A 21,100-nucleotide genomic window follows, 5' to 3' on the forward strand; every position below is an offset into this window, starting at 1 on the left:
GGCGAAAAAAACTTTTTTGTTAAGGATTAATTCTTTGGGCGCTTAGTATCTCAAGGACTCGTTAACAATGCAAGTCGAAACAATGGCATTTTTCAGCCGAAACAATCGCATTGTTACCAATAAAATAAGCATTACTGTGCCCAAAGCGTGTATTGCTTCCATTCGAGAACTGCTACATAACACTACTAACGGTACTAGTTATCACTTTAAGAATCGCTATAAGATTAGTAAAAGGGTCTTCTACGTTTGAATAGATTTGAATAGAAATGATTGAGCAACGTGATGCTGACTCACCAACAACTGATTCTCAGCAATTGAGTGAACCGACCGATAAAGCAACTACCAAGTCGGTCGATAATTCTTGGACAAACCGCATTGGTGGTGTCTGGAACACAGCAACAACACGTTTAACCAAACTCCTACCCGTAGAACAACTGGCACAAACGGTTGTTGAATGGTTTAGCGTCAGTGAAACTCAAGTTGCAGAGATTTTAGAGAAAATCCGAGCCGAATTGCCAACCACAGAAGCACTACTGATTGGTAAACCCCAAGCCGGAAAAAGTTCAATTGTGCGGGGATTAACAGGGGTTTCGGCTGAGATTATAGGTCAGGGTTTTCGTCCGCACACGCAACACACGCAGCGCTATGCTTATCCTTCCAATGACCTGCCATTACTAGTTTTTACTGATACGGTGGGACTAGGTGATGTCAACCAAGATACCCAAACAATTATTCAGGAGTTAGTTGGCGATTTACAAAAGGAAACTGGTTCCGCCAGAATCCTCCTGTTGACGGTCAAAATCAATGATTTTGCAACTGACACACTCCGACAAATTGCTCAAAAGTTACGCCAGCAGTATCCAAATATTCCCTGTCTGCTAGTAGTTACTTGCTTGCATGAGGTTTATCCTGCTGATATTGTCGATCATCCTGCCTATCCGCCAGATTATCAAGAAATCAACCGCGCATTTGCGGCAATGCAGCAAGCCTTCGCCGGGATAACTGACCGCTCTGTACTAATTGACTTTACCCTGGAAGAAGATGGCTACGATCCGGTATTTTATGGCTTAGAAGCACTACGAGATTCTTTAGCAGAACTACTCCCACAAGCAGAAGCGCAGGCGATTTATCAGCTATTAGATCGAGAAGAAGCCGGAAAGCAACTTGGCAACCTTTACCGAGATGCAGCACGCCGTTATATTTTGCCATTTGCAATTATGTCTGCCACCCTTGCGGCTGTACCTCTGCCTTTTGCCACAATGCCTGTACTAACTGCCTTGCAAGTATCAATGGTGGGTCTGTTGGGTAAATTATATGGACAGACAATTACACCATCACAGGCAGGGGGTGTTGTCAGTGCGATCGCAGGGGGTTTCTTAGCACAGGCAATCGCACGGGAATTAATTAAATTTATACCAGGTTTTGGGAGTGCGATCGCAGCATCTTGGGCAGCCGCCTACACTTGGGCACTAGGGGAAGCAGCCTGCGTTTATTTTGGTGATTTAATGGGAGGTAAGAAACCCGATCCCCAAAGAATTCAGTTAGTAATGCAAGAAGCGTTTCAGGCGGCGCAAGAACGGTTTAAGGGAATTAAACGTTAAGACTGATTTCCCATAACATTTCTGTTTGCAGATCCACCTAAGCCTAAAATCTAAAATTCTGTCACCTGTCCTCTGTTAGACTTAACCTGTCCGCGTTTAGTCTTGTAGTCAAGGCGCTTTCTTTGAGAACTGCGAGTTGGTTTCGTGGGTTTGCGTTTTATCGTCACGACAACTGCACTTTGAATGAGTTCTTGAAGTCGTTTCAAAGCTGATTCCCGATTGTTTTCTTGGCTTCGGTGTTCTTGTGCTTTGATGACAACAACTCCTTCCTGGGTAATGCGTCGATCGTTCAGCTTTAAAAGCTGTTCTTTATAATAATCTGGTAATGATGAAGCGACAATATCGAAGCGTAAGTGAATCGCTGTGGAAACCTTATTTACATTCTGGCCTCCTGCTCCTTGCGAACGAATCGCACTAATTTCAATATCACTCTGTGGGATTATAACTTTATTGGAAATTTGCAGCATCGCTCACAAGGCAAAAGAGGAACTTTTCAATTTGGGATAAAAATTTTTACTCGGTTTGTTGGGGAAAATCTGTCACTACATTTTGGTCTTCATTGTTATCCAAATTCACCTCTAAAGTCTTTCCTTCTATTGTCACTTTATCACCCGGTACTAGTCGCCGCCCTCGTCGGGTTTCCAGCATACCGTTTACTTGGACATCGCCACCTTGAATCATTAGCTTGGCTTGTCCTCCAGTTGGCACTATACCCATCAACTTTAAATATTGGTTTAACTTAATTGTGTTGTCTCGGATTTTCTTCATACTAAATAAAACTACATCATCTTAATTGTATCGTGGTGCGATCGGGGTAAAGCGTGAATCTATTGCGCCACATAATCACCTAAGTGCAGTATTTCGTTGAATTCGTAGCGAATTAATTTGGTAATACCCTGCAATGCCAATGCGTCGTCTGACAATGCCAATGCGTCGTCTGGCAATGCCAATGCGTCGGCTGACAATGCCAATGGGTCCTGATGCAATTAAAGGTTCTTGTCAGCTTTTGGCGATCAATAGTGGGCTGGTTTAGGCATCTATGCTGAGGGCAGAGGGCAGAAGGAAGAAAGAATAAAATTATAGAAAGCCTTGTGGTATAAGGGTTACAGAATCTCTACATTACAAGAAAAGTCTTCAGGTTGGATCTGGATCTTTGTCACAAGTTCTACGACGACAGGCAAAATCTTAAAACCCTTCTGCCTCCTGCCTCCTGCCTTCTGCCTTAAAGCGCGTAACCTTTCATCATCACCAAAAGTTGCCAAGAACCCAATTAAAACGCAAATCAACCTTTAGGCTGATTTTACTAGTTAGATCTGGTGGAGCGTAGGCGTAGCCCGTCGTAGACATCGCTAAAACGAAAAACAGTAATGCCAGTTTATTATCTATAATGTTGATCGACAAAACTACCAGATATAGGTGAAAAAACTAGTCTGGAAGGTTCTTTTAGTGTGTTCAGGGGACTGGATCTATGATTAAGCTCGGTTTATTGGTACAGTCCCAGAATAACTCTTTGGGTATCGGCAAAGTTACGGAAATATCTGATACCAATGCAAACGTTGAGTATTTTTGCTCTATAGGGCAACGTCTTCAAAAAACTTTACCTTTAAGTTCGCTCTCTGAGGTCAGACTTGAACCACAGGCTCGATGCTATATTAAGTACCAAACTCAGGATAAATGGATAGTTGGGAGAGTTTTCATTTGGGATGAAGATACAGAAATGTATCAAATTGATTTACCAGATAAGAAAACTGCGATCGCTACTGAAGAAGACATTTACGTTCGTTGTAATCTCCCAAACACAGACCCCATCGAAACTCTAGCGATGAAGGGTCACGAAACGCCTTACTTCCACGACAAAAGATTGGCTTTTGTCAAATCCTTGATTAAGCAACGCGCTGTCAGTCGCGGGATGACAGGACTGATTTCGGCAAATATTAATCTTTATCCTCACCAAGTTGAAGTAGTGCGGCGGGTACTGGAAGACCCAATTCAACGCTACTTGCTAGCAGACGAGGTGGGACTTGGAAAAACCATCGAAGCGGGTGCGATTCTGCGTCAATTCCTCTTGGATGAACCGAAAAAGGGTGCAGTGGTATTAGTTCCGCAATATTTACTCAAACAATGGCGGACTGAGTTAGAAAACAAATTTTACATTTCCCATTTTGGCAAACGGGTAGCGGTGCTAGCGGTTGAAGATATCCATAAAATCAACCTGAAGGCGAGGATAGGCTGCTTAATTTTAGATGAAGCTCATCATATCGCAGCAATGGCGACTTCTAAGGATGCAACAGTGCGCCAGCGTTTTCAGACTTGTAAAGAACTTGCTCATAAAAGCGATCGCTTACTTTTATTATCTGCCACTCCTGTTCTCAATCATGAGCAAGATTTCTTGGCAATGTTACACTTGCTCGACCCAGCAACCTATAAAATTGGTGATTTAGCAGGTTTTCGCGCCAAAGTTGAAAGTCGTCAGGAAATTGGTAGACTTCTGCTTTCTTTCAAAGAAGGTGCTGAACCCGTTGATCTCAAAAGTAACTTGCAGCAACTACGAAACCTCTTAGCTGAGGATGAGTATTTCCTGAAGCTGGCGGATGATTTAGAAAATTGTTTACAAACAAATTCTCCAGAACAAGACCAAATCGTCCAAGCGATTCGTACTCACGTCAGCGATATCTATCGACTACACCGCCGAATGCTTCGCAACCGTCGCGCGGCGGTGGAAGATGTGATATTTGACCGCAATTTTACACCCAAAGAAGAGTACGATTTAGACGAGCGATCGCCTGATATCCACGAACTACTCAATCAATGGCGTAGTGTTGCTCCTGCTGAACAGCCATATCAGCGAATTTTTCTACTGTTATTTCTAGCGGCTGGTACTTGGTTAGGCATTTTAGAGCAGGTAATTACCGCCCGCTTAACTGGTAAGCCTCATGCTAAACTCATCCAGGAGTTTAAAGAAGATGATCTTCGCCTCTTAACTACAACCCCCAAGTTTTCTGGGGAAGAAGAGATTCTGCAATCCTTCCTGAAAATTATTCGTCAACCCCAAGAAGATGGAGGACGAACGGAAAATTTGAAAACTGTACTACTGAATCAGCTAGGTACATACTTCAAAATTCCCGCAAACGTTCGGAAGAATCAAAAAGAATTCATCACGAGAATACAGCAGAGAATCAAGAGACCAATTACTGGCGATATTCTGCCAAAATTTATTGTATTCACCAGTTTTGCCCAAAGTTGTGGCGAAATAGTCCGGTATTTGTCTGATACCTTTGGTGCAGAGACAATCGCCAAACATCAATTTGGAGAATCACCAGACAAAGTTGAGGAAGGCTTAAATAAGTTTAGGAATAACCCAAACTGCTTTATTCTAGTATGCGATCGCTCAGGAGAAGAAGGGCTTAACCTCCAATTTGCCGATTGGTTAATTCATTTTGACCTTCCTTGGTCGCCTAATCAGTTAGAGCAAAGACTTGGCAGACTTGACCGCATTGGCAGCAAAATTGGAGTCCAATCTTGTGTTTTGATTGGCCCCTATTTAGAAGATAGCCCTCACAATGCTTGGTATCAAGTATTAAAAGATGGATTTGGGATTTTCCAGCAATCAATTGCGAGTTTACAGTTTTATGTAGATGATAAACTTGCAGAATTAGAAACAGCTTTGTTTCAATCAAGTGCTGCTGGATTGTTAGAGATGATTTCACCAATTCAACAGCAAATTGAAGCCGAAATTGCAAAAATTAGCGAACAAAATGCTTTAGATGAAATTGACGCTAACGATGAAATTGCCACCGAGTATTTTCAAGACCTCGATAATTACGATGCTTGTCATCTAGAAATGAAACGAGCAATTGAAGGCTGGATTTGTGAGGCGCTGGGATTTCGAGGACTCAATAACCCCGACTCATCAGAGATGCGACGTTATCAACCCTCAACGCGGACATTGGTTCCCATAAATGAGTTAAAAAACCGTTTTGCTGATAGTTACCTAGACCAATTTGGTACTTATAATCGCAGGGTGGCAAACCAGAATCCTGGTATTAAACTCTTTCGAGTTGGGGAAGGATTTGTCGAAGCACTCTGGAACTATATAAACTGGGATGACCGAGGTGAAGCCTTTGCAATGTGGCGCACTGATTCATCTTGGGATGCAAAAGAAGGGAAGGAGTGGTTCGGTTTCCAATGCAATTATGTAGTTGAGGCAAATTTAAGAATTGCCAAACAAGTTTTACTAGATAACAAACTCGATAGTTCTCAATTCAAAAACTTGCAACGACGTGTTGATGCTCTATTTCCACCAATTATAGAAACTATCTATGTTGATGGTCGCAATGAGCCAATCCGCGTTGTTGAAGATAAAGCTCTCTTAAGTATTCTGCAACGTCCATATAAAGATAAAAACAATAATCAAGGACGAGATTACAATCTGGCAAAAGAGCGCTTAGGAATTATTGACGATTTTGTTGACCCTAGTAAATGGCAAAATTTCTGCTATGAAGTACGTAACACCTCTGCGGAATTACTTTCAAACCGTCCCGATTTTATTGACTTATGCCAAAGTTGTTCTAAAGTCGCTGAAAAAAAATTAGCCAATAGAGTAGAACAATTACGCCTGCGTTTGAACCAACAAAGTTGGGATAATGCTCTCGCAGAAGAATTGAAGATAGAAACTGCTTTAAATGCAGCCATTCTCCAAGGTATTCGCCAGCCCCAGATTAGGCTTGATTCTGTCGGTTTTATTGTTGTATCGGGGCGATCGCTCGTGCAATTTGAATGATATTATGTGAGGTTAAATAGCCTTAGTCAGTATACTAACCCCACCCGGTAAAAGAGGTGGGGTTTTTTACAACTTCCAAATAAGAGTATTGTTATTGAAATTTTTCGTATCGTTTATTACTACAGATGTTTTGATCGGGTTTAAGAAAAGTAATAATATTTTTGACTTTCCCTGAAAAATAAGTAAGTATTAACACTTGTGATACAGAAACAAAGTGATTATTGTGAAAGTCGAAGATGAAACGTTCAAATCGCCTTGCTTGGATGGGAGCGATCGCTCATGCAATTTGAGTGATATCATGTCCGCTTCAAGAGCCTTGGAACCCTATTAGATTTAGAAAAACCGAGAGGTTTATAACCCCGGCTTCTTGAAGAAGTCGGGGTTCTTTTGGTTCATAACTCCTGCACAGATTTTTATCTTTTAGTTACTGGTGACATTGTTGTAAAAACATATATAGTAGTGCCTATACGCAAGGGGACTTGACATTAGTAAATGCAACACTATGTTAATTAATGAATTAAGAGATATTAATTTTATTATTTTTCCTGACTGGTCTAATTTAGAAACAGCAATTGCAGAAGATTTAACAAATGTTCTCAAAACTCTTTTTACACATCCAGCTAGACAAAATATAACATTGCTAATTGATAGCCAAAGTTTATCGAATGAATTACAAGATAATGCTAACTCATTGCTTTTTGAGACTGCTTTTACCCTGAGCTTAGAAGGAATTGTCTGTGAAGACCTCAATGTAGGGATTACAGGTCATTTAACTACACAAGAATGGTCTGTTATTAAATCATTCATTAACTTTCGCATTCCAATTAACAACCAATATCGCTACATTACCCAGCAGCCAGAAATTGTACAAATTCCGATATGTGAGTTATCAGAAATTTGCCAGCAAACTGTTTATGAAGCTGCTCGGCTAGAATCTTGGCAAAGATGGGGTGACTATTTCGCAGACAGTGAATCGCCCGAAAACGCTATCCCATATTACAGCAACTATTTATCCAGTTGTCCACACCAGATTGACTATTATCTGAAGCTAAGTAATATTTTCTATAAAACTGGTCAGATGCAAGGGGCTATCCTAACATTACACAACGGTATTAGCTATTGCCCTCAAGCAGAAGAACTGTATTTCTGGTTGATTATTCGCCTCAAGCAAAGTCACAATTATTTAGAAGCTCGTAACTTCGCTCAACAGGTTACGGATAAGTTTCCTGAAAACTATATATTTAAAATGTTAAGCCATCTTATGCTGCCAGAAATTTATCATACTCCTGATGAGATTGATACTTACCGAGCAGGGTTTCAGCATGGGCTAGAAAAACTAATTGAAGAAATCAGGATAAAGAGCCTTGAGGAGCAGAAAAAAGCTTTAACAGGAATCATGAATCATACGAACTTTTTTCTTGCATATCAGGCAAAAAATGATGTGTTGCTACAGCAAAAATATGGGCAGCTAGTTCACCAAACTATGGCGATAAATTATCCTCAATGGATTCAGGAACGTCCGATTTCTTCTATTAGGAGCAATCAGCGAATTAAAATTGGATATCTTTCCTATTTTTTGTGTGGCTGGAGCGGAACAGTTTTATTCTTAAACTGGCTGAAATATGCAGATAATCAAAATTTTGAAATTTATTCATATCATATAGGGCATCAAATTGATGCTGCCACTCAATTATTTCAGTCCTATAGTACAAAGTTCTATCATTTACCGAATAATTTAGAACAGGTTTGTCAACAAATTATTGATGACAGCCTTGATGTGTTAATTTTTCCAGAATTAGGAATGGATGCTACAACACTATGTATTGCTGGACTTCGTTTAGCACCGATTCAATGTATGGCTTGGGGACAACCTGTAACTTCTGGATTGCCCACCATTGACTATTTCTTATCTAGCGAACTGATGGAGCCAGTGAATGGGCAAGATCACTACACCGAAACCCTTGTCCGTTTGCCTGGTGTGGGGATTTCCTATCCTGCTATCAAAGTTGACTCAATCCGCCGCAACCGATTATTTTTTGGATTACGAGAAGATGCTATCGTCTACATCTCTAGTCAAGCTGGCTATAAATATCTACCACAGCACGATTACATTTATGCAGAAATTGCCCTTCAAGTTCCCAATGCTCAGTTTATGTTCCTTCGCTCTGGGATTTCTCAAGAACGTCTGAAACAGGCATTTGGGGCTGTAGGGTTAGATAGTCTTGATTATTGTGTATTCTCGCCTGTCTTACCGCGTGATGATTACTTTGACTTGCTTTCTTTGGCAGACATTTATTTAGATACTTTCGACTGGGCGGGTGGGAATACAACATTGGATGCGATCGCTTGCCATTTACCAATTGTTACTTGTCCTGGTGAGTTTATGCGAGGACGGCACTCTTATGGTTTCTTGCAAACTATGGGTATAACAGAGACGATTGCCGATGATGCCTCGCAATATATCAAGATTGCAGTGCGATTAGCAACAGATATTGGTTGGCGATTCTCAGTCCGTGAAGCTCTAAAACTCTCAACCAACGTTCTGTTTGACAATCCCACTGCTACCCAAAACTTAGAAACATTCATCAAGCAGGCGATCGCTTGGAGAAAATGAAGTCACTTAATTATATTTTTGACTTTACCTGAAAAATAAGTAAGTATTAGCACTATTGATTCTCAAACGAAGTGATTATTGTGAAAGTCGAAGATGAAACGTTCAAATCGCCTTGCTTGGATGGGAGCGATCGCACTAGCTGCGATCGTTTTGCTTACTTTGCTAGTGGCTCCCAATAATACAAAAATTAGCACTGGCTCTACTTATAACCGCGCCTCTGATGGATATGGTGCTTGGTATGCTTTTATGCAACAGAAAGGAATTTCTATCCAGCGTTGGCAAAAACCTTTTAGTGATATTCAGCCAGAAAATAGCCCAGTTACCTTTCTACAGGTAAGCGCCTATCCAAGGGAGACAGCATTGAATGGTCAAGAGCGGGAATGGGTAGAAAAAGGCAATACTTTGGTAATTTTGGGTGCGGGGGCGCGGGTTACAGAAGCAGAGTTTAGCACTATGCAAAAATCTCCTCAAGGTGATATCAAAATTGATACACGTAGACGGTATCAGAAAGCCAACTCCAAGCAAGTTGATTTAGGCGATCGCTTTGGTGCTGTTGTCTGGGAAAAAAATTATAACCAGGGAAAGGTAATTTTTTCTACCACCCCTTATTTAGCCGCCAACGCTTATCAAGACTATTTAAGTAATTTCAAGTATTTAGCTAGTTTAGTAACTGAAAATAGTAACACTGTATTTGTCGATGAATACATCCACGGCTATAAAGATGCTGATGTCAGAAAAAAAGAAAGCGAAGGTGATTTATCTAGCTTTTTTGCTAAAACTCCTTTATTTCCAATATTAGTACAGGTAGGTATTCTGCTATTGCTGCTAACTTGGGCCCAGAATCGCCGCTTTGGGAAGCCAGTAGCTTTAGATACACCAGTTACAGATAATAGCGAAGCATACATCCAAGCTTTAGCGGGAGTCTTGCAGAAAGCCGATAGCACCGACTTTGTTGTCGAGATGGTGGGTAAACAAGAACAACTCCAACTACAAAAAGCCTTGGGATTAGGACAAGTACTTTTAGAACCTCAAGTCTTAATCAATTTCTGGAAAGAAAAAACAGGCACAAGTGCAGCAGAACTGGATGCAGTTTTAAAGCTACAATCCCACAAACAACCTATCAGTGAGCGAGAACTGTTAAGCTGGTTGGGCAAATGGCGAAATATTAGGAAAATTCGTAATTCGTAATTATTTTTTTGAAGCTGTGCATAATATTTATGTACCTGAGTACTTTTGAGTAAATTATTTATAAGCAAAAAAATGAGCGAAACTCATCCTATCTTAATTCGCCTTGGTCAAGGTCTTAATCAAGTAATTGTTGGACAATCAAGCCTAATACAACAACTTTTAGTAGCACTACTAGCGGGTGGGCATGTAATTTTAGAAGGAGTACCGGGAACTGGTAAAACTCTCCTGGTAAAAGTATTAGCACAGTTAATTCAAGGGGATTTTCGCCGAATTCAACTAACACCAGATGTCTTACCTTCAGATATTACTGGGACAAATATTTTTGACTTGAATAGCCGCAATTTCACTTTGAAAAAAGGGCCAATATTTACCGAAGTCCTGCTAGCAGACGAAATCAACCGTACTCCTCCCAAGACACAAGCAGCACTGCTAGAAGCGATGGAAGAGATGCAGGTAACATTGGATGGTGAAAGTTTGCCCTTACCAGATTTATTTTGGGTGATTGCAACCCAAAACCCTCTGGAATTTGAGGGGACTTATCCCTTACCAGAAGCCCAATTGGATAGATTTTTATTTAAGTTAGTGGTAGATTACCCAGATCAAGCTGCGGAAAAGCAAATGTTACTCAATCGTCAGGCTGGGTTTTCAGCAAGGCGTTTGGATATTAGCCGTTTGAAACCGATAGCAACAGTAGCCGACATCTTACAAGCACGACAAGCAGTTAAAGAAGTTAAAGTATCAGAAGCGATCGTTGATTATTTGTTAGCCTTGGTGAGAATATCGCGTCAATATCCCGATTTAACTTTGGGTGCATCGCCTCGCGCCGCCGGTGCTTGGTTGCAGACATCTCAAGCATTAGCGTGGTTAGCTGGCAGAGATTTTGTCACGCCAGATGATGTAAAAGCAGTTGCATCGCCACTGCTGCGTCATCGCCTCATTTTGAAACCAGAAGCAATGCTGGATGGTTTACAAATGGATGCGGTAATTGCGTCGGTAATTAATCAAGTATCAGTTCCAAGGTGAAAAAATTCTTGCTATATTCCAAGCTATTTGGAAAGTAGACCCAAAAGGAAGCTCAAACTAACTGCCTCCACAAGTTATAAAGTATGTGTAGATGAAACAGCGAGTATATTGAGAAAAAAATCTGTATGGCAAGCTACCAAGAAACCGTAACTAGTGACGAATCCATTAATGAGCTAATCGCCGAGACAACAGGCATTAACCATCTGGAGGTGATTGAAAATGTCATCGACTCTTTAGAACAAGATGATAGTGCGATGGTTAGCCATACTCCAGAGGGTGGCTATCTCTGGAAGTTTAAGTATGGAAGTGTGCAGGTATATGTCCAACTTAACGGTACAACCGATGAAGACACCATAACGGTTTGGTCTGCGGTGCTAAATTTACCTGCTAAAGATGAACCCAGATTGCTGCGTTATCTGTTGGAGTTGAACTGCTCCAGCACTTTTGAAGCGCGTTTTGGTATTATAGAAAACAGAGTGGTTGTGATCTCAACACGCACCTTAGCGGAGTTATCTCCTGGCGAAGTGTCTCGGCTGATTACCATTGTGGCGACAATCGCTGATAACAACGATGAAGCCTTACAAACTGAATTTGGTGCAACTTAAGGAATTTTGGATTTTGGATTGGGCTTATACTGCATTAGATGTATAGCAAGCAGGTGTGGCGACTAATTCCTTTGCTAGAGGCGGCTGGTAATGTGCAAATGGCTATTGACAACTGGTTACTAGAACAGCACCAGTCTGGAAAACATCCGTCCACTTTGCGCTTTTATACCTGGTCGCCATCTGCCATTTCTCTTGGCTATCATCAACGACAATACCCTGAATATTGGCAAAATTTGACTTGGCAAGGGCAGAAATTAGATTTAGTACAACGTCCTACTGGTGGACGGGCGGTACTACACCAAGGTGATTTAACTTACGCTGTAGTCACATCTGGACTAGTGGGTAGTCGCCTCCAGGTGTACGAAAAAATTTGTGAGTTTTTGATTCAAGGATGGCGATCGCTCGGCGTAGAATTACATTACGGTACAGAAGGGCGAGGTTACATCCACAACCCTAACTGTTTTGGCACAGCAACCAGTGCAGATTTAGTTTTGCCAGATGGTGCCAAACTCATTGGTAGCGCTCAACTGCGACGTAGTGGAGCAATTTTGCAACATGGTTCCATCCGTTTGCAACCCGATGCTGAACTGTTTGCTCAAGTATTTGGTGCAGAATCTTTTACGACTGTACAACTGCCTCAAAGTCTGAGTGTGGAAAAGATTATTGCAGATTTAATCACCGCAGCTAGTGATTGTTTTAATATGCAGATAGAGTTACAACCCCTCTCGCCCTCTGAGTGGGAAGAAATTTTGGCAAAACTATGATTTTCCTACCAATAGATATCTGGTGAAAAAGAATTTATAGATGTTGCAATGGAACTTCTCTACAGTGGTTTCAGGTAACGCATAATTAATTTTTAGAAATGAGTTGGAAACAGACAGCTAAACTGACTCCACTGAGGAAGCACCGAAACGATAGCCTTTGCCGTAGACTGTGTGAATCAGTGCTGTTTCTCTACCTACCTCAATCTTACGACGCAACAAACGAATTAATGCTGCAATCACATTACTACTGGGTTGTTCTGACTCTTGCCACAAATTTTCCATAATTTGGGCATGAGTCATTAGTTGTCCAGTGTGTTCCATAAAATATTGCAGCAACTGGCTTTCTTTTTGCGATAACTCAATTATTCGTCCTTGGCGATAGGCGACTTGATTTTCACAATCTAGTTCTAAATCAGCGACAGTTAAACGTCCGGTGGTGGTTTCATAGGTTTGAGAGCCAGAACGACGCAATAAAGCACGGACTCTGGCGAGTAACTCACGCAGTTCAAAAGGTTTAACTAAATAGTCATCAGCGCCAGCATCTAAACCTTGTACGCGGTCATCGAGAGTATCTTTGGCTGTGAGAAACAGCACAGGAGTGGTTTTGCCTTGTCGTCGCAATTGCTGACAAATCTCTAACCCCGTTTTTCCTGGCAGCATCCAATCTAAAATTAGTAGGTCATAACTGCCTGCTTGTGCATATTCGCTGCCAATTGTGCCATCGAAAGCGGCATCAACAATATAACCCTCACGAGTTAACAAGCGACTCAAGGGTTCAGTTAGTTCAACTTCATCATCAACTAATAAAATTCTCATGCTGCTGTGGTAAGCATATAGAGATATTATTCAACTGCTGGATCGCCAAGGATATTAAGAAAAAGAATGCTGACTGTTGCATTACCAAAAGGGGAACTCCTTAAAAATAGCATCCGCTTGCTACAATCTGTGGGATTAGATTTTAGCGCTTTTTTAGATTCAGGAACTCGCCAACTTCAAATTCCTGATACTAAGGGACTTGCAAAAGCTTTGTTGGTGCGGGCGCAGGATGTGCCTGTCTATGTAGAATATGGTCAAGCACAACTGGGTGTTGTTGGTTACGATGTGCTGCGGGAGAAGCAGCCGCAAGTTGCCCACTTGGTAGATTTGCAGTTTGGGTATTGTCGGATGTCAGTGGCGGTAAAAGCATCGAGTTCTTACCGATCGCCTTTAGATTTACCACCGCATGGTAGAGTTGCTTCAAAATATGTAAATTGCGCTCGTGAATATTTCCACAGTCTAGATTTACCCGTGGAAATCGTACCGTTGTATGGTTCAGTGGAATTAGGCCCGATTACTGGAATGTCAGAAGCGATCGTGGATTTGGTTTCTACAGGGCGGACTATGCGCGAAAATGGTTTAATTGAAATCGCTACTCTGTATGAAAGCACGGCGCGGTTGATTGCCCATCCTCTGAGTTACCGGATGAATACAGGTAATGTCAGTGATGTAATTGCCAAGCTGCGGGAAGCTGTTTTGGTAGAGGTTTAACAGTTATTAGTTTCAGAGTAGCGATCGCTCTACGCTACAGTTATAAAATCAATTCACAGCGTAGGCTAGAGCAACGTGAATTTGACTGATTGTCTAGTAACCGCCTAATTAGCGTAAATATTGAAACCTCTCCCTGGTTTTACTACCTAAAACCGTCCCTCTCCGACTCGGAGAGGGAAAAACTTGAAAGAAAGTTCAAGCACGGAGGGGTTTGTCGATTTCTGCGTAGTGACAAATGACTAGTAGATAGTCTGCAACAATTAAATCTCATCATGCAGACTAAATTTGTTTACACTAGGATTAGTGCGATGGCGTACCCGCCTGCCGTAGAAGTACGACAAAATTGAAACAGAATTTCCTGAACAGCCAGAGGCGGGGAAATGACTAAGAATTGTTAACAAAAGTTAAGCTACTCTTGAGATAGCTACGCTGTTGACTGACAATATTACATTTAGATTTTTTAATAAAAATTAATGAAAGCTGGACAAATTGATACAGAAATGGCGCGGCTAGAAGCCCTCCGCCAGTATCAAATTCTTGACACCGAACCTGAAGAAGCTTACGACAATCTTGCTCAGTTAGCAGCATTTATTTGTGGTACTTCTATCTCTTTGGTAAATTTTATTGATGAAAACCGTCAATGGTTTAAGGCAAAAGTAGGTTTAGATGTATCAGAAATGCCCCGGAGTATTGGGTTATCTTACCTTTGCCAAGAGCGGCGTAATGTTGTGGTGGTTCCTGATACCCTAGCTGATGAAAAATTGGCAAATAATCCGGTAGTAACTGGCTATCCTTATGTACGCTTTTATGCAGGTGTACCCTTAATTACTCCCAGAGGAGATATGCTGGGAACTCTGTGTGTAATTGACCAAGTTCCCAAAGAATTAAGCCAAAAACAAGTGGAGGCGCTTGTAGCTCTGAGTCGTTTGGTAATCGACCAACTAGAACTTAGGCGTTATGTAACTGAGGTATCTCAAGTTACTGAAAAACTCATGACCCAAGAGCAAGAAGCCCGCGTCCAGTCTGAAGCTGCGAGAACCCGCATCAATAATCTTCTTGAAAGCATCACTGATGGGTTTTTTGCCCTGGATAAAAAGTCGCGATTCACCTACATTAATGGTCAAGCAGAACGGTTGTTGCGAAAAAAACAAAATGAACTTCTGGGTAAAAACATCTGGGAAGTGTTTCCAGAAATCATCGGCACAACATTTTACCGTGAGTATCACAGGGCAATCTTAGAACAGGTGAGTGTGGAATTTGAGGAGTTTTATCCACCACTAAACTGCTGGCTTCAAGTCCATGCCTATCCTGCAAAAGACGGCTTGTCTATTTATTTTCAAGACATTACTGAACGGCGGCGAACAGTAGAAGCACTACGAGAAAGTGAAGAACGTTGGCAATTAGCATTACATGGTAATAATGATGGCATTTGGGATTGGAACTTCAAGACTAATGAAGTGTTCTTCTCAACTCGGTGGAAGGAAATGCTCGGTTATAAAGACCACGAAGTTTCCATCGGTTGGGACGAATGGATAAAACGAATCCACCCCGATGAGCGAGATTGGGTACTTCAAGCCTTCCAAGACCACTTTGCCAAGAAAACACCGTTTTATGTCTGTGAATATCGAGTCCAGTGCCAAGACGGCAGCTATAAATGGATTCTAGATCGAGGACAAGCACTTTGGGACGCATTGGGTGATATAGTTCGCATGGTGGGTTCTTATACAGATATCACAGATCGCAAGCGGGCAGATGAGGAATTAAAGCGGCAGAATTTGCGATCGCAATTATTTGCAGAAATCACCCTGAAAATTCGAGAATCTTTACAAATAGATGAAATTCTCGAAACCACAGTGACAGAGGTACAAAAATTATTAAACGCTGACCGAGTTTTAATTTTTCGACTGGAGGCTGATGGTTCGGGAACAGTAGTACAAGAGGCGGTGCTACCTGGTTGGCCCGTAATTCTGAGAAAAAATCTTTTTGACCCCTGCTTTAAAGAAGAATACATAGAAAGATATCGCCAGGGCAGAGTCAGTGCTATGGAAGACATTGAAACCGCTCATATTCAACCATGCCATCGAGAATTTCTTCAGCAGTTTGCTGTCAGAGCTAACCTTGTAGTACCGATTCTCGTCAGAGATGGCATTTGGGGCTTGTTGCTAGCTCATCAGTGTGCTGCACCTCGAAAGTGGAATAACTTTGAGACGGAGTTGTTACAGCAACTAGCTAACCAAATTGGCATTGCTTTATCTCAAGCGCAACTATTAGAAAAAGAAACCCAGCAAAGTCAGGAACTCGCTCGTTCTAATGCCGAATTAGAACAGTTTGCTTATGTGGCTTCTCATGACTTGCAAGAGCCGTTACGGATGGTAACAAGTTATTTACAGCTACTAGAGCGAAGATACAAAAATCAACTCGATACCAATGCCGATCAGTTTATCACCTACGCAGTAGATGGGGCGCGGCGAATGCAGACCTTAATTAACGATTTGTTGAACTATTCCCGCGTCAGCACCCGTGGACAGCCATTTAAGTTAGTGGATTGTGATCTAATCTTACAACGGGCGATCGCTAATCTCCAAATTGCGATCGCAGATAGCAAGGCAATTGTCACTCACGAACCTCTACCTGAAGTGATGGCTGATACTACCCAAATAACACAAGTATTTCAAAACCTGATTGGCAACGCGATCAAATTTTGTCAGAATCAGCAGCCACAAATTCACATTGGGGTAGCCAAGCCAAATCCAAATTCAGACGAAGAAAGTTTAAATTCTATACCATTGGCAGATGAATGGTTATTCTCGATACGTGATAATGGGATTGGTTTGGAATCCCAGTATGCAGAACGTATTTTTATAATTTTTCAGCGCTTGCACGGTAGAGACAAGTATCCTGGTACTGGAATTGGTCTGGCAATTTGCAAGAAAATTATAGAACGTCACGGCGGCCGGATCTGGGTTGAATCGAAACCGGGTCAAGGCTCGACTTTCTACTTCACAATTCCAGATAGAGCAGGTAAGCAATCGTGAGCATTATAACAGCGATTATGCCTATTGAGGTTTTGTTAGTAGAGGACAATCCTGGCGATGCCCAACTTACACGCATCGCCCTAGAAGATAGTAAAATCTCGATTAACCTCAACGTCGTCGAGGATGGTGTAGAGGCAATGGCATTCTTGCGGAAACAAGAAAAATATGTTAAGGCAGTCCATCCCGATATTGTGTTGCTCGATTTAAATCTCCCCAGAAAAGATGGGCGGGAGGTACTAGCAGAAATCAAAGGAGATGAAAAGCTCAAGCGAATTCCTGTGGTAATTCTGACGACTTCCCAAGCTGAAGAGGACATCCTCAAAGCCTATAATTTATGTGCAAACTGTTATATAACTAAGCCAGTAGATTTCGATCAATTCGTTAAAATTGTACAATCAATAGAAAATTTTTGGTTTGCGATCGTAAAACTGCCACCGGAGTAGTGGAAATGGCAGGTAAAAATATAAAAGTCTTGTTAGTAGAAGATAACCCTGGTGATGTTTTTTTATTACAGGAGTTTTTAAAGGAAGTTACCACAGTTGTAGTTGATTTGATGCCTGTTGAGCAGCTTTCTGAAGCAATCAACTACTTAGCAAAGGAAATTTTTGATGTGATTCTACTAGACCTCTCGCTACCAGATAGCCAGGGGCTAGAAACCTTTGTCATCGCTCACCATCAGGCAAAAGCCACTCCCATAATTGTGCTGACGGGTATAAACGATGAAACCCTAGCAATTAGGGCAATGCAAGAAGGAGCGCAGGATTATTTGGTGAAAGGGCAAGTAACTGGCGACTTGCTGGTGCGCTCCATGCGTTATGCCATCGAACGTCAACGGGCAGACGACGCATTGCGTCACAGTGAAGAGCGATTTCGGGTGGCTCTCAAAAACTCTCCCATCTTTGTCTACAACCAAGATATGGAGTTACGCTATACCTGGGTTTACAATCCTCCATCTGGATTGACAGTTGAGGAAATATTGGGCAAACAAGACTTGGATATTATGCCAGGTGAAGATGCTCAACGTCTTACCACAATTAAACGTGGGGTGCTAACCACTGGCATAGGAACGCGAGAGGAAGTATCAATTACAATCAAAGATACAACTCGATATTACGATTTGACAGTTGAGCCATTGCGGAATGAGTCGCAAGAAATTCTCGGCGTGACATGCGCCAGTATTGATATTAGCGAACGACAAGCTGCGCTACGCGAACGCAAATTGGCAGAAGAAAAAATCCGTGAACAAGCGGCATTACTAGATGTCACCACAGATGCCATTTGCGTGCGAGATTTAAACAATCAAATTCTTTTCTGGAACAAAGGCGCAGAAACACTTTACGGCTGGAAAGCTACAGAAGCTTGGGGCAAAAATGCTACTGAGCTTTTGTTTGACGAACCTTCCCCAGAAATTGAAGCGGCTCTTTTACAAGCTACTAGTAAAGGTAAGTGGCAGGGCGAGTTAACTAAACTGACTAAAATGGGTAAGGAAATCCTTGTTGCTAGTCGCTGGAGTTTGGTGTGTAGCGAACAAGGAAAACCTAAAGCGATTCTCTCCGTTGACACAGATATTACCGATAAAAAACATCTAGAAGCCCAATTATTTCGCGCCCAACGCTTGGAAAGTATTGGCACCTTAGCTAGTGGCATTGCTCACGACCTCAACAATATCCTGACACCGATTCTGGCAGGAGCGCAACTTTTACCACTCAAATTTCCTGATGCAGATGAGCGGACTCGCCATCTACTGGAAATTTTGGAAATCAACGCTAGACGCGGGGCTGATTTAGTCAAACAGGTGCTGTCCTTTGCACGGGGTGTAGAAGGAAAGCGTATCACTTTGCAACTCAGACATCTGATTGTGGAAGTTGCCAAGATTCTTAAAGAGACATTTCCCAAATCTATACAAATCAGTACCGATGTCCTGCAAGATTTGTGGATGGTTTCTGGAGATAGCACCCAACTGCATCAAGTATTAATGAACCTCTGCGTTAATGCCCGCGATGCAATGCCAAATGGCGGTAATTTGAGTATTATGGCTGAAAATCTGTTGATTGATGAAAATTATGCCCGCATGAACCTGGAAGCCAAAGAGGGGCCTTACATAGTAATTACTGTCTCCGATACTGGAGTTGGGATTCCTAAAGAAATCTTAGATAGAATTTTCGAGCCATTCTTTACCACAAAAGATGTTGGAAAAGGCACAGGGTTAGGACTTTCCACCGTGCTGGGGATCATTAAAAGCCACGGTGGTTTTGTGAACGTCTATAGCGAACTGGGAAGTGGCACCAGCTTTAAAGTTTACTTGCCAGCAGTGGAAGGAATGGAAACATTTACTCCCGAAGAATTGCCACCACAGACGGGACATGGAGAATTGATTTTGATTGTGGATGATGAAGTTGCCATTCAAGAGATTACCAAAACATCACTGGAAACTCATAACTACAAAACCCTAATTGCCAATGATGGCATTGAAGCGATCGCGGTATACGCTCAAAACCGGGATAAAATTAGTGCCGTACTGATGGATATTATGCTACCTTCACTCGATGGTTTAACTGCCATCCGTACCCTGCAAAAAATTAACCCCAAAGTCAGAATTATTGCCAGCAGTGGACTTATGTCTGAAAATAAGCTCAGTTCAGTAGCTGCTGTTGGTGTCAATACATTTTTGGTCAAGCCCTATACTGTCAACGAATTATTGGTTTCTTTACAGAAAGTACTATCGGGAGCCAACTAAATACGTAATCACACTGCTAAATATAGGAATAAAATACTACTTGCTTGTGCAGGTGAAAATTTTTCGTATTTGATATGATTGGGCATTGACTAACACACTTCTATTACGGAGTGTAGCGAGTGGGAAGAGTTTTTTTAACCCCACATCCAATGCTCAATACCCCATGCCCCCAATACTGCTCGGTTAACCATTTTTAACTCGGCATTGGGTTTGGGGAAAAGGTTAAAGGGTAAAGGTTAAAGGTTTTTTCTTTCCCCTTTTCCCCAAAACCCGACAAGTATTGCCCATGCCCCATGCCCAATTCTTTTAATATGCCTCGGTTTCTCAAGTTAATTATAAATATAGTAGTTTTGAGTGTATTGTTACTCATATCTGTGCAAGTTTGGGCGCAAGATTGGCGGCCAGTTCGCGGTGGTATCCCTTTCGGGATCAGTGGTATGGCTTTGATAAAGCAGCAAAGCAATACCCTAGATTTTCTGATTGTCCATGACAACAAAAAACCCAATCAAACCCGTTTAGCAATTATTAGTATTAAAGGAAAAAACCAACCTGAATATTTCCCATTAAAGTGGCCAAGTAACATAGAATTGCCCATCGACTTAGAAGCTTTAACATCTATTCCTGAGAAAACAAAATTCTCTTTTATCGCTTTAAGCAGTTCTGGTAAAGCTTATTTTATCAGGTTAAACCCTGCCAATAAAACTATCTTGGTTCTCAAAGAATTCAATCTACCAGAAATTATTCAAGGAAATAATTTTGAAGGATTTGGATTACAAAATATAGACGGAAAATTAGTTGCTATTTGGGCACATCGAGGCGAAGGTGAACAACCAGCAACTATATTTTGGGGAGTGTTTGACTTGGCTAAATATCAAATTACTCTCGCAGGTTCTGCCAATCTGAAAGTACCGTTTCCATCTGGCAATGTACGTCATATATCAGACATCAAGGTAGACCCTCTAGGAATTGTGTACATCACCTCAGCAAATGATGCCGGAGACGATGGCCCATTTCAGTCAGCTGTGTATGTCGCTGGTTATCTGGGATTACGTGATAACAAAATTGTATGGCAGCAAAATTCTCAACTTGTTCCTCTTTACCGCTCTGCTTACCACAAAATTGAAGGTATGGAACTTGTTCCCGGTGCAGAAGGCGGTGTAATTACTGCTACGGATGATGAAAATTTGGGTTCTTATATATACATAGTGGGTGGGAATAACTGAGCG

Annotated in this window: 16 protein-coding genes; 12 read left to right on the forward strand and 4 right to left on the reverse strand. The window is 41.7% G+C overall.

Annotated features, from left to right (window positions below):
- The first annotated feature begins 266 nt into the window (after positions 1-266).
- Positions 267-1,601, forward strand: coding sequence for a 50S ribosome-binding GTPase (locus G1O98_RS13060; protein WP_163929212.1), 1,335 nt, complete (start codon positions 267-269; stop codon positions 1,599-1,601).
- Positions 1,602-1,651: 50 nt separating this feature from the next.
- Here the strand turns inward: G1O98_RS13060 and arfB are convergent, their stop codons facing one another.
- The 3 genes from arfB to G1O98_RS13075 are packed head-to-tail and all read right to left on the reverse strand — an operon-like array spanning position 1,652 to position 2,566.
- Positions 1,652-2,068, reverse strand: a complete 417-nt coding sequence (arfB, locus tag G1O98_RS13065) for an alternative ribosome rescue aminoacyl-tRNA hydrolase ArfB (RefSeq protein ID WP_114082400.1) — start codon at positions 2,066-2,068, stop codon at positions 1,652-1,654.
- A 46-nt stretch (positions 2,069-2,114) separates the two neighbouring features.
- Positions 2,115-2,369 (reverse strand): RNA-binding S4 domain-containing protein, encoded by a 255-nt coding sequence (locus G1O98_RS13070; RefSeq protein ID WP_163929213.1) that lies wholly within the window; start codon positions 2,367-2,369, stop codon positions 2,115-2,117.
- A 59-nt stretch (positions 2,370-2,428) separates the two neighbouring features.
- Entirely contained in the window at positions 2,429-2,566 is a 138-nt protein-coding gene (locus G1O98_RS13075) for a hypothetical protein (RefSeq protein ID WP_163929214.1), read from the reverse strand.
- A 503-nt stretch (positions 2,567-3,069) separates the two neighbouring features.
- Here G1O98_RS13075 and dpdE point away from each other — a divergent pair.
- From dpdE to G1O98_RS13105, 6 genes are all read left to right on the forward strand, one after another.
- Entirely contained in the window at positions 3,070-6,381 is a 3,312-nt protein-coding gene (gene dpdE / locus G1O98_RS13080; RefSeq protein ID WP_163929215.1) for a protein DpdE, read from the forward strand.
- Between the two features lie 502 nt (positions 6,382-6,883).
- Positions 6,884-8,995: a hypothetical protein gene (locus G1O98_RS13085; RefSeq protein WP_163929216.1), complete on the forward strand. Its 2,112-nt coding sequence runs from the start codon at positions 6,884-6,886 to the stop codon at positions 8,993-8,995.
- Between the two features lie 93 nt (positions 8,996-9,088).
- Positions 9,089-10,183, forward strand: coding sequence for a DUF4350 domain-containing protein (locus tag G1O98_RS13090; RefSeq protein ID WP_163929217.1), 1,095 nt, complete (start codon positions 9,089-9,091; stop codon positions 10,181-10,183).
- A 72-nt stretch (positions 10,184-10,255) separates the two neighbouring features.
- Positions 10,256-11,206 carry a MoxR family ATPase gene (locus tag G1O98_RS13095; protein ID WP_163929218.1) on the forward strand — a complete coding sequence of 317 codons (951 nt, stop codon included), beginning with the start codon at positions 10,256-10,258 and terminating at the stop codon, positions 11,204-11,206.
- A 125-nt stretch (positions 11,207-11,331) separates the two neighbouring features.
- Positions 11,332-11,811, forward strand: coding sequence for a YbjN domain-containing protein (locus G1O98_RS13100; protein WP_114082430.1), 480 nt, complete (start codon positions 11,332-11,334; stop codon positions 11,809-11,811).
- 38 nt (positions 11,812-11,849) lie between these two features.
- Positions 11,850-12,575, forward strand: a complete 726-nt coding sequence (locus G1O98_RS13105) for a biotin/lipoate A/B protein ligase family protein (protein WP_163929219.1) — start codon at positions 11,850-11,852, stop codon at positions 12,573-12,575.
- Positions 12,576-12,692: 117 nt separating this feature from the next.
- On the opposite strand, the gene rppA is transcribed toward G1O98_RS13105, so the two are convergent.
- Positions 12,693-13,391, reverse strand: coding sequence for a two-component system response regulator RppA (gene rppA, locus G1O98_RS13110; RefSeq protein WP_163929220.1), 699 nt, complete (start codon positions 13,389-13,391; stop codon positions 12,693-12,695).
- Between the two features lie 66 nt (positions 13,392-13,457).
- Between rppA and hisG the strand changes: the two genes are divergently transcribed.
- The 5 genes from hisG to G1O98_RS13135 all read left to right on the forward strand — a co-directional run bounded on the left by hisG (position 13,458) and on the right by G1O98_RS13135 (position 21,097).
- Entirely contained in the window at positions 13,458-14,102 is a 645-nt protein-coding gene (gene hisG, locus G1O98_RS13115; RefSeq protein WP_163929221.1) for an ATP phosphoribosyltransferase, read from the forward strand.
- Between the two features lie 473 nt (positions 14,103-14,575).
- The gene (locus tag G1O98_RS13120) at positions 14,576-17,137 is read left to right on the forward strand and encodes a GAF domain-containing protein (RefSeq protein ID WP_163929222.1); all 2,562 of its coding nucleotides are present in this window, start codon (positions 14,576-14,578) and stop codon (positions 17,135-17,137) included.
- Positions 17,134-17,580: a response regulator gene (locus tag G1O98_RS13125; protein WP_163929223.1), complete on the forward strand. Its 447-nt coding sequence runs from the start codon at positions 17,134-17,136 to the stop codon at positions 17,578-17,580. Before G1O98_RS13120 ends, G1O98_RS13125 begins: the two co-directional genes overlap by 4 nt.
- Positions 17,581-17,585: 5 nt before the next feature.
- On the forward strand, positions 17,586-19,874 hold the full coding sequence (locus G1O98_RS13130; RefSeq protein WP_163929233.1) for a response regulator: 2,289 nt from the start codon (positions 17,586-17,588) through the stop codon (positions 19,872-19,874).
- A gap of 293 nt (positions 19,875-20,167) precedes the next feature.
- The gene (locus tag G1O98_RS13135) at positions 20,168-21,097 is read left to right on the forward strand and encodes a hypothetical protein (protein WP_243458431.1); all 930 of its coding nucleotides are present in this window, start codon (positions 20,168-20,170) and stop codon (positions 21,095-21,097) included.
- Positions 21,098-21,100 lie beyond the last annotated feature (3 nt).

The sequence above is a fragment of the Nostoc sp. UIC 10630 genome, from assembly GCF_010747425.1.
In the GTDB taxonomy this organism is placed as follows: domain Bacteria; phylum Cyanobacteriota; class Cyanobacteriia; order Cyanobacteriales; family Nostocaceae; genus Nostoc.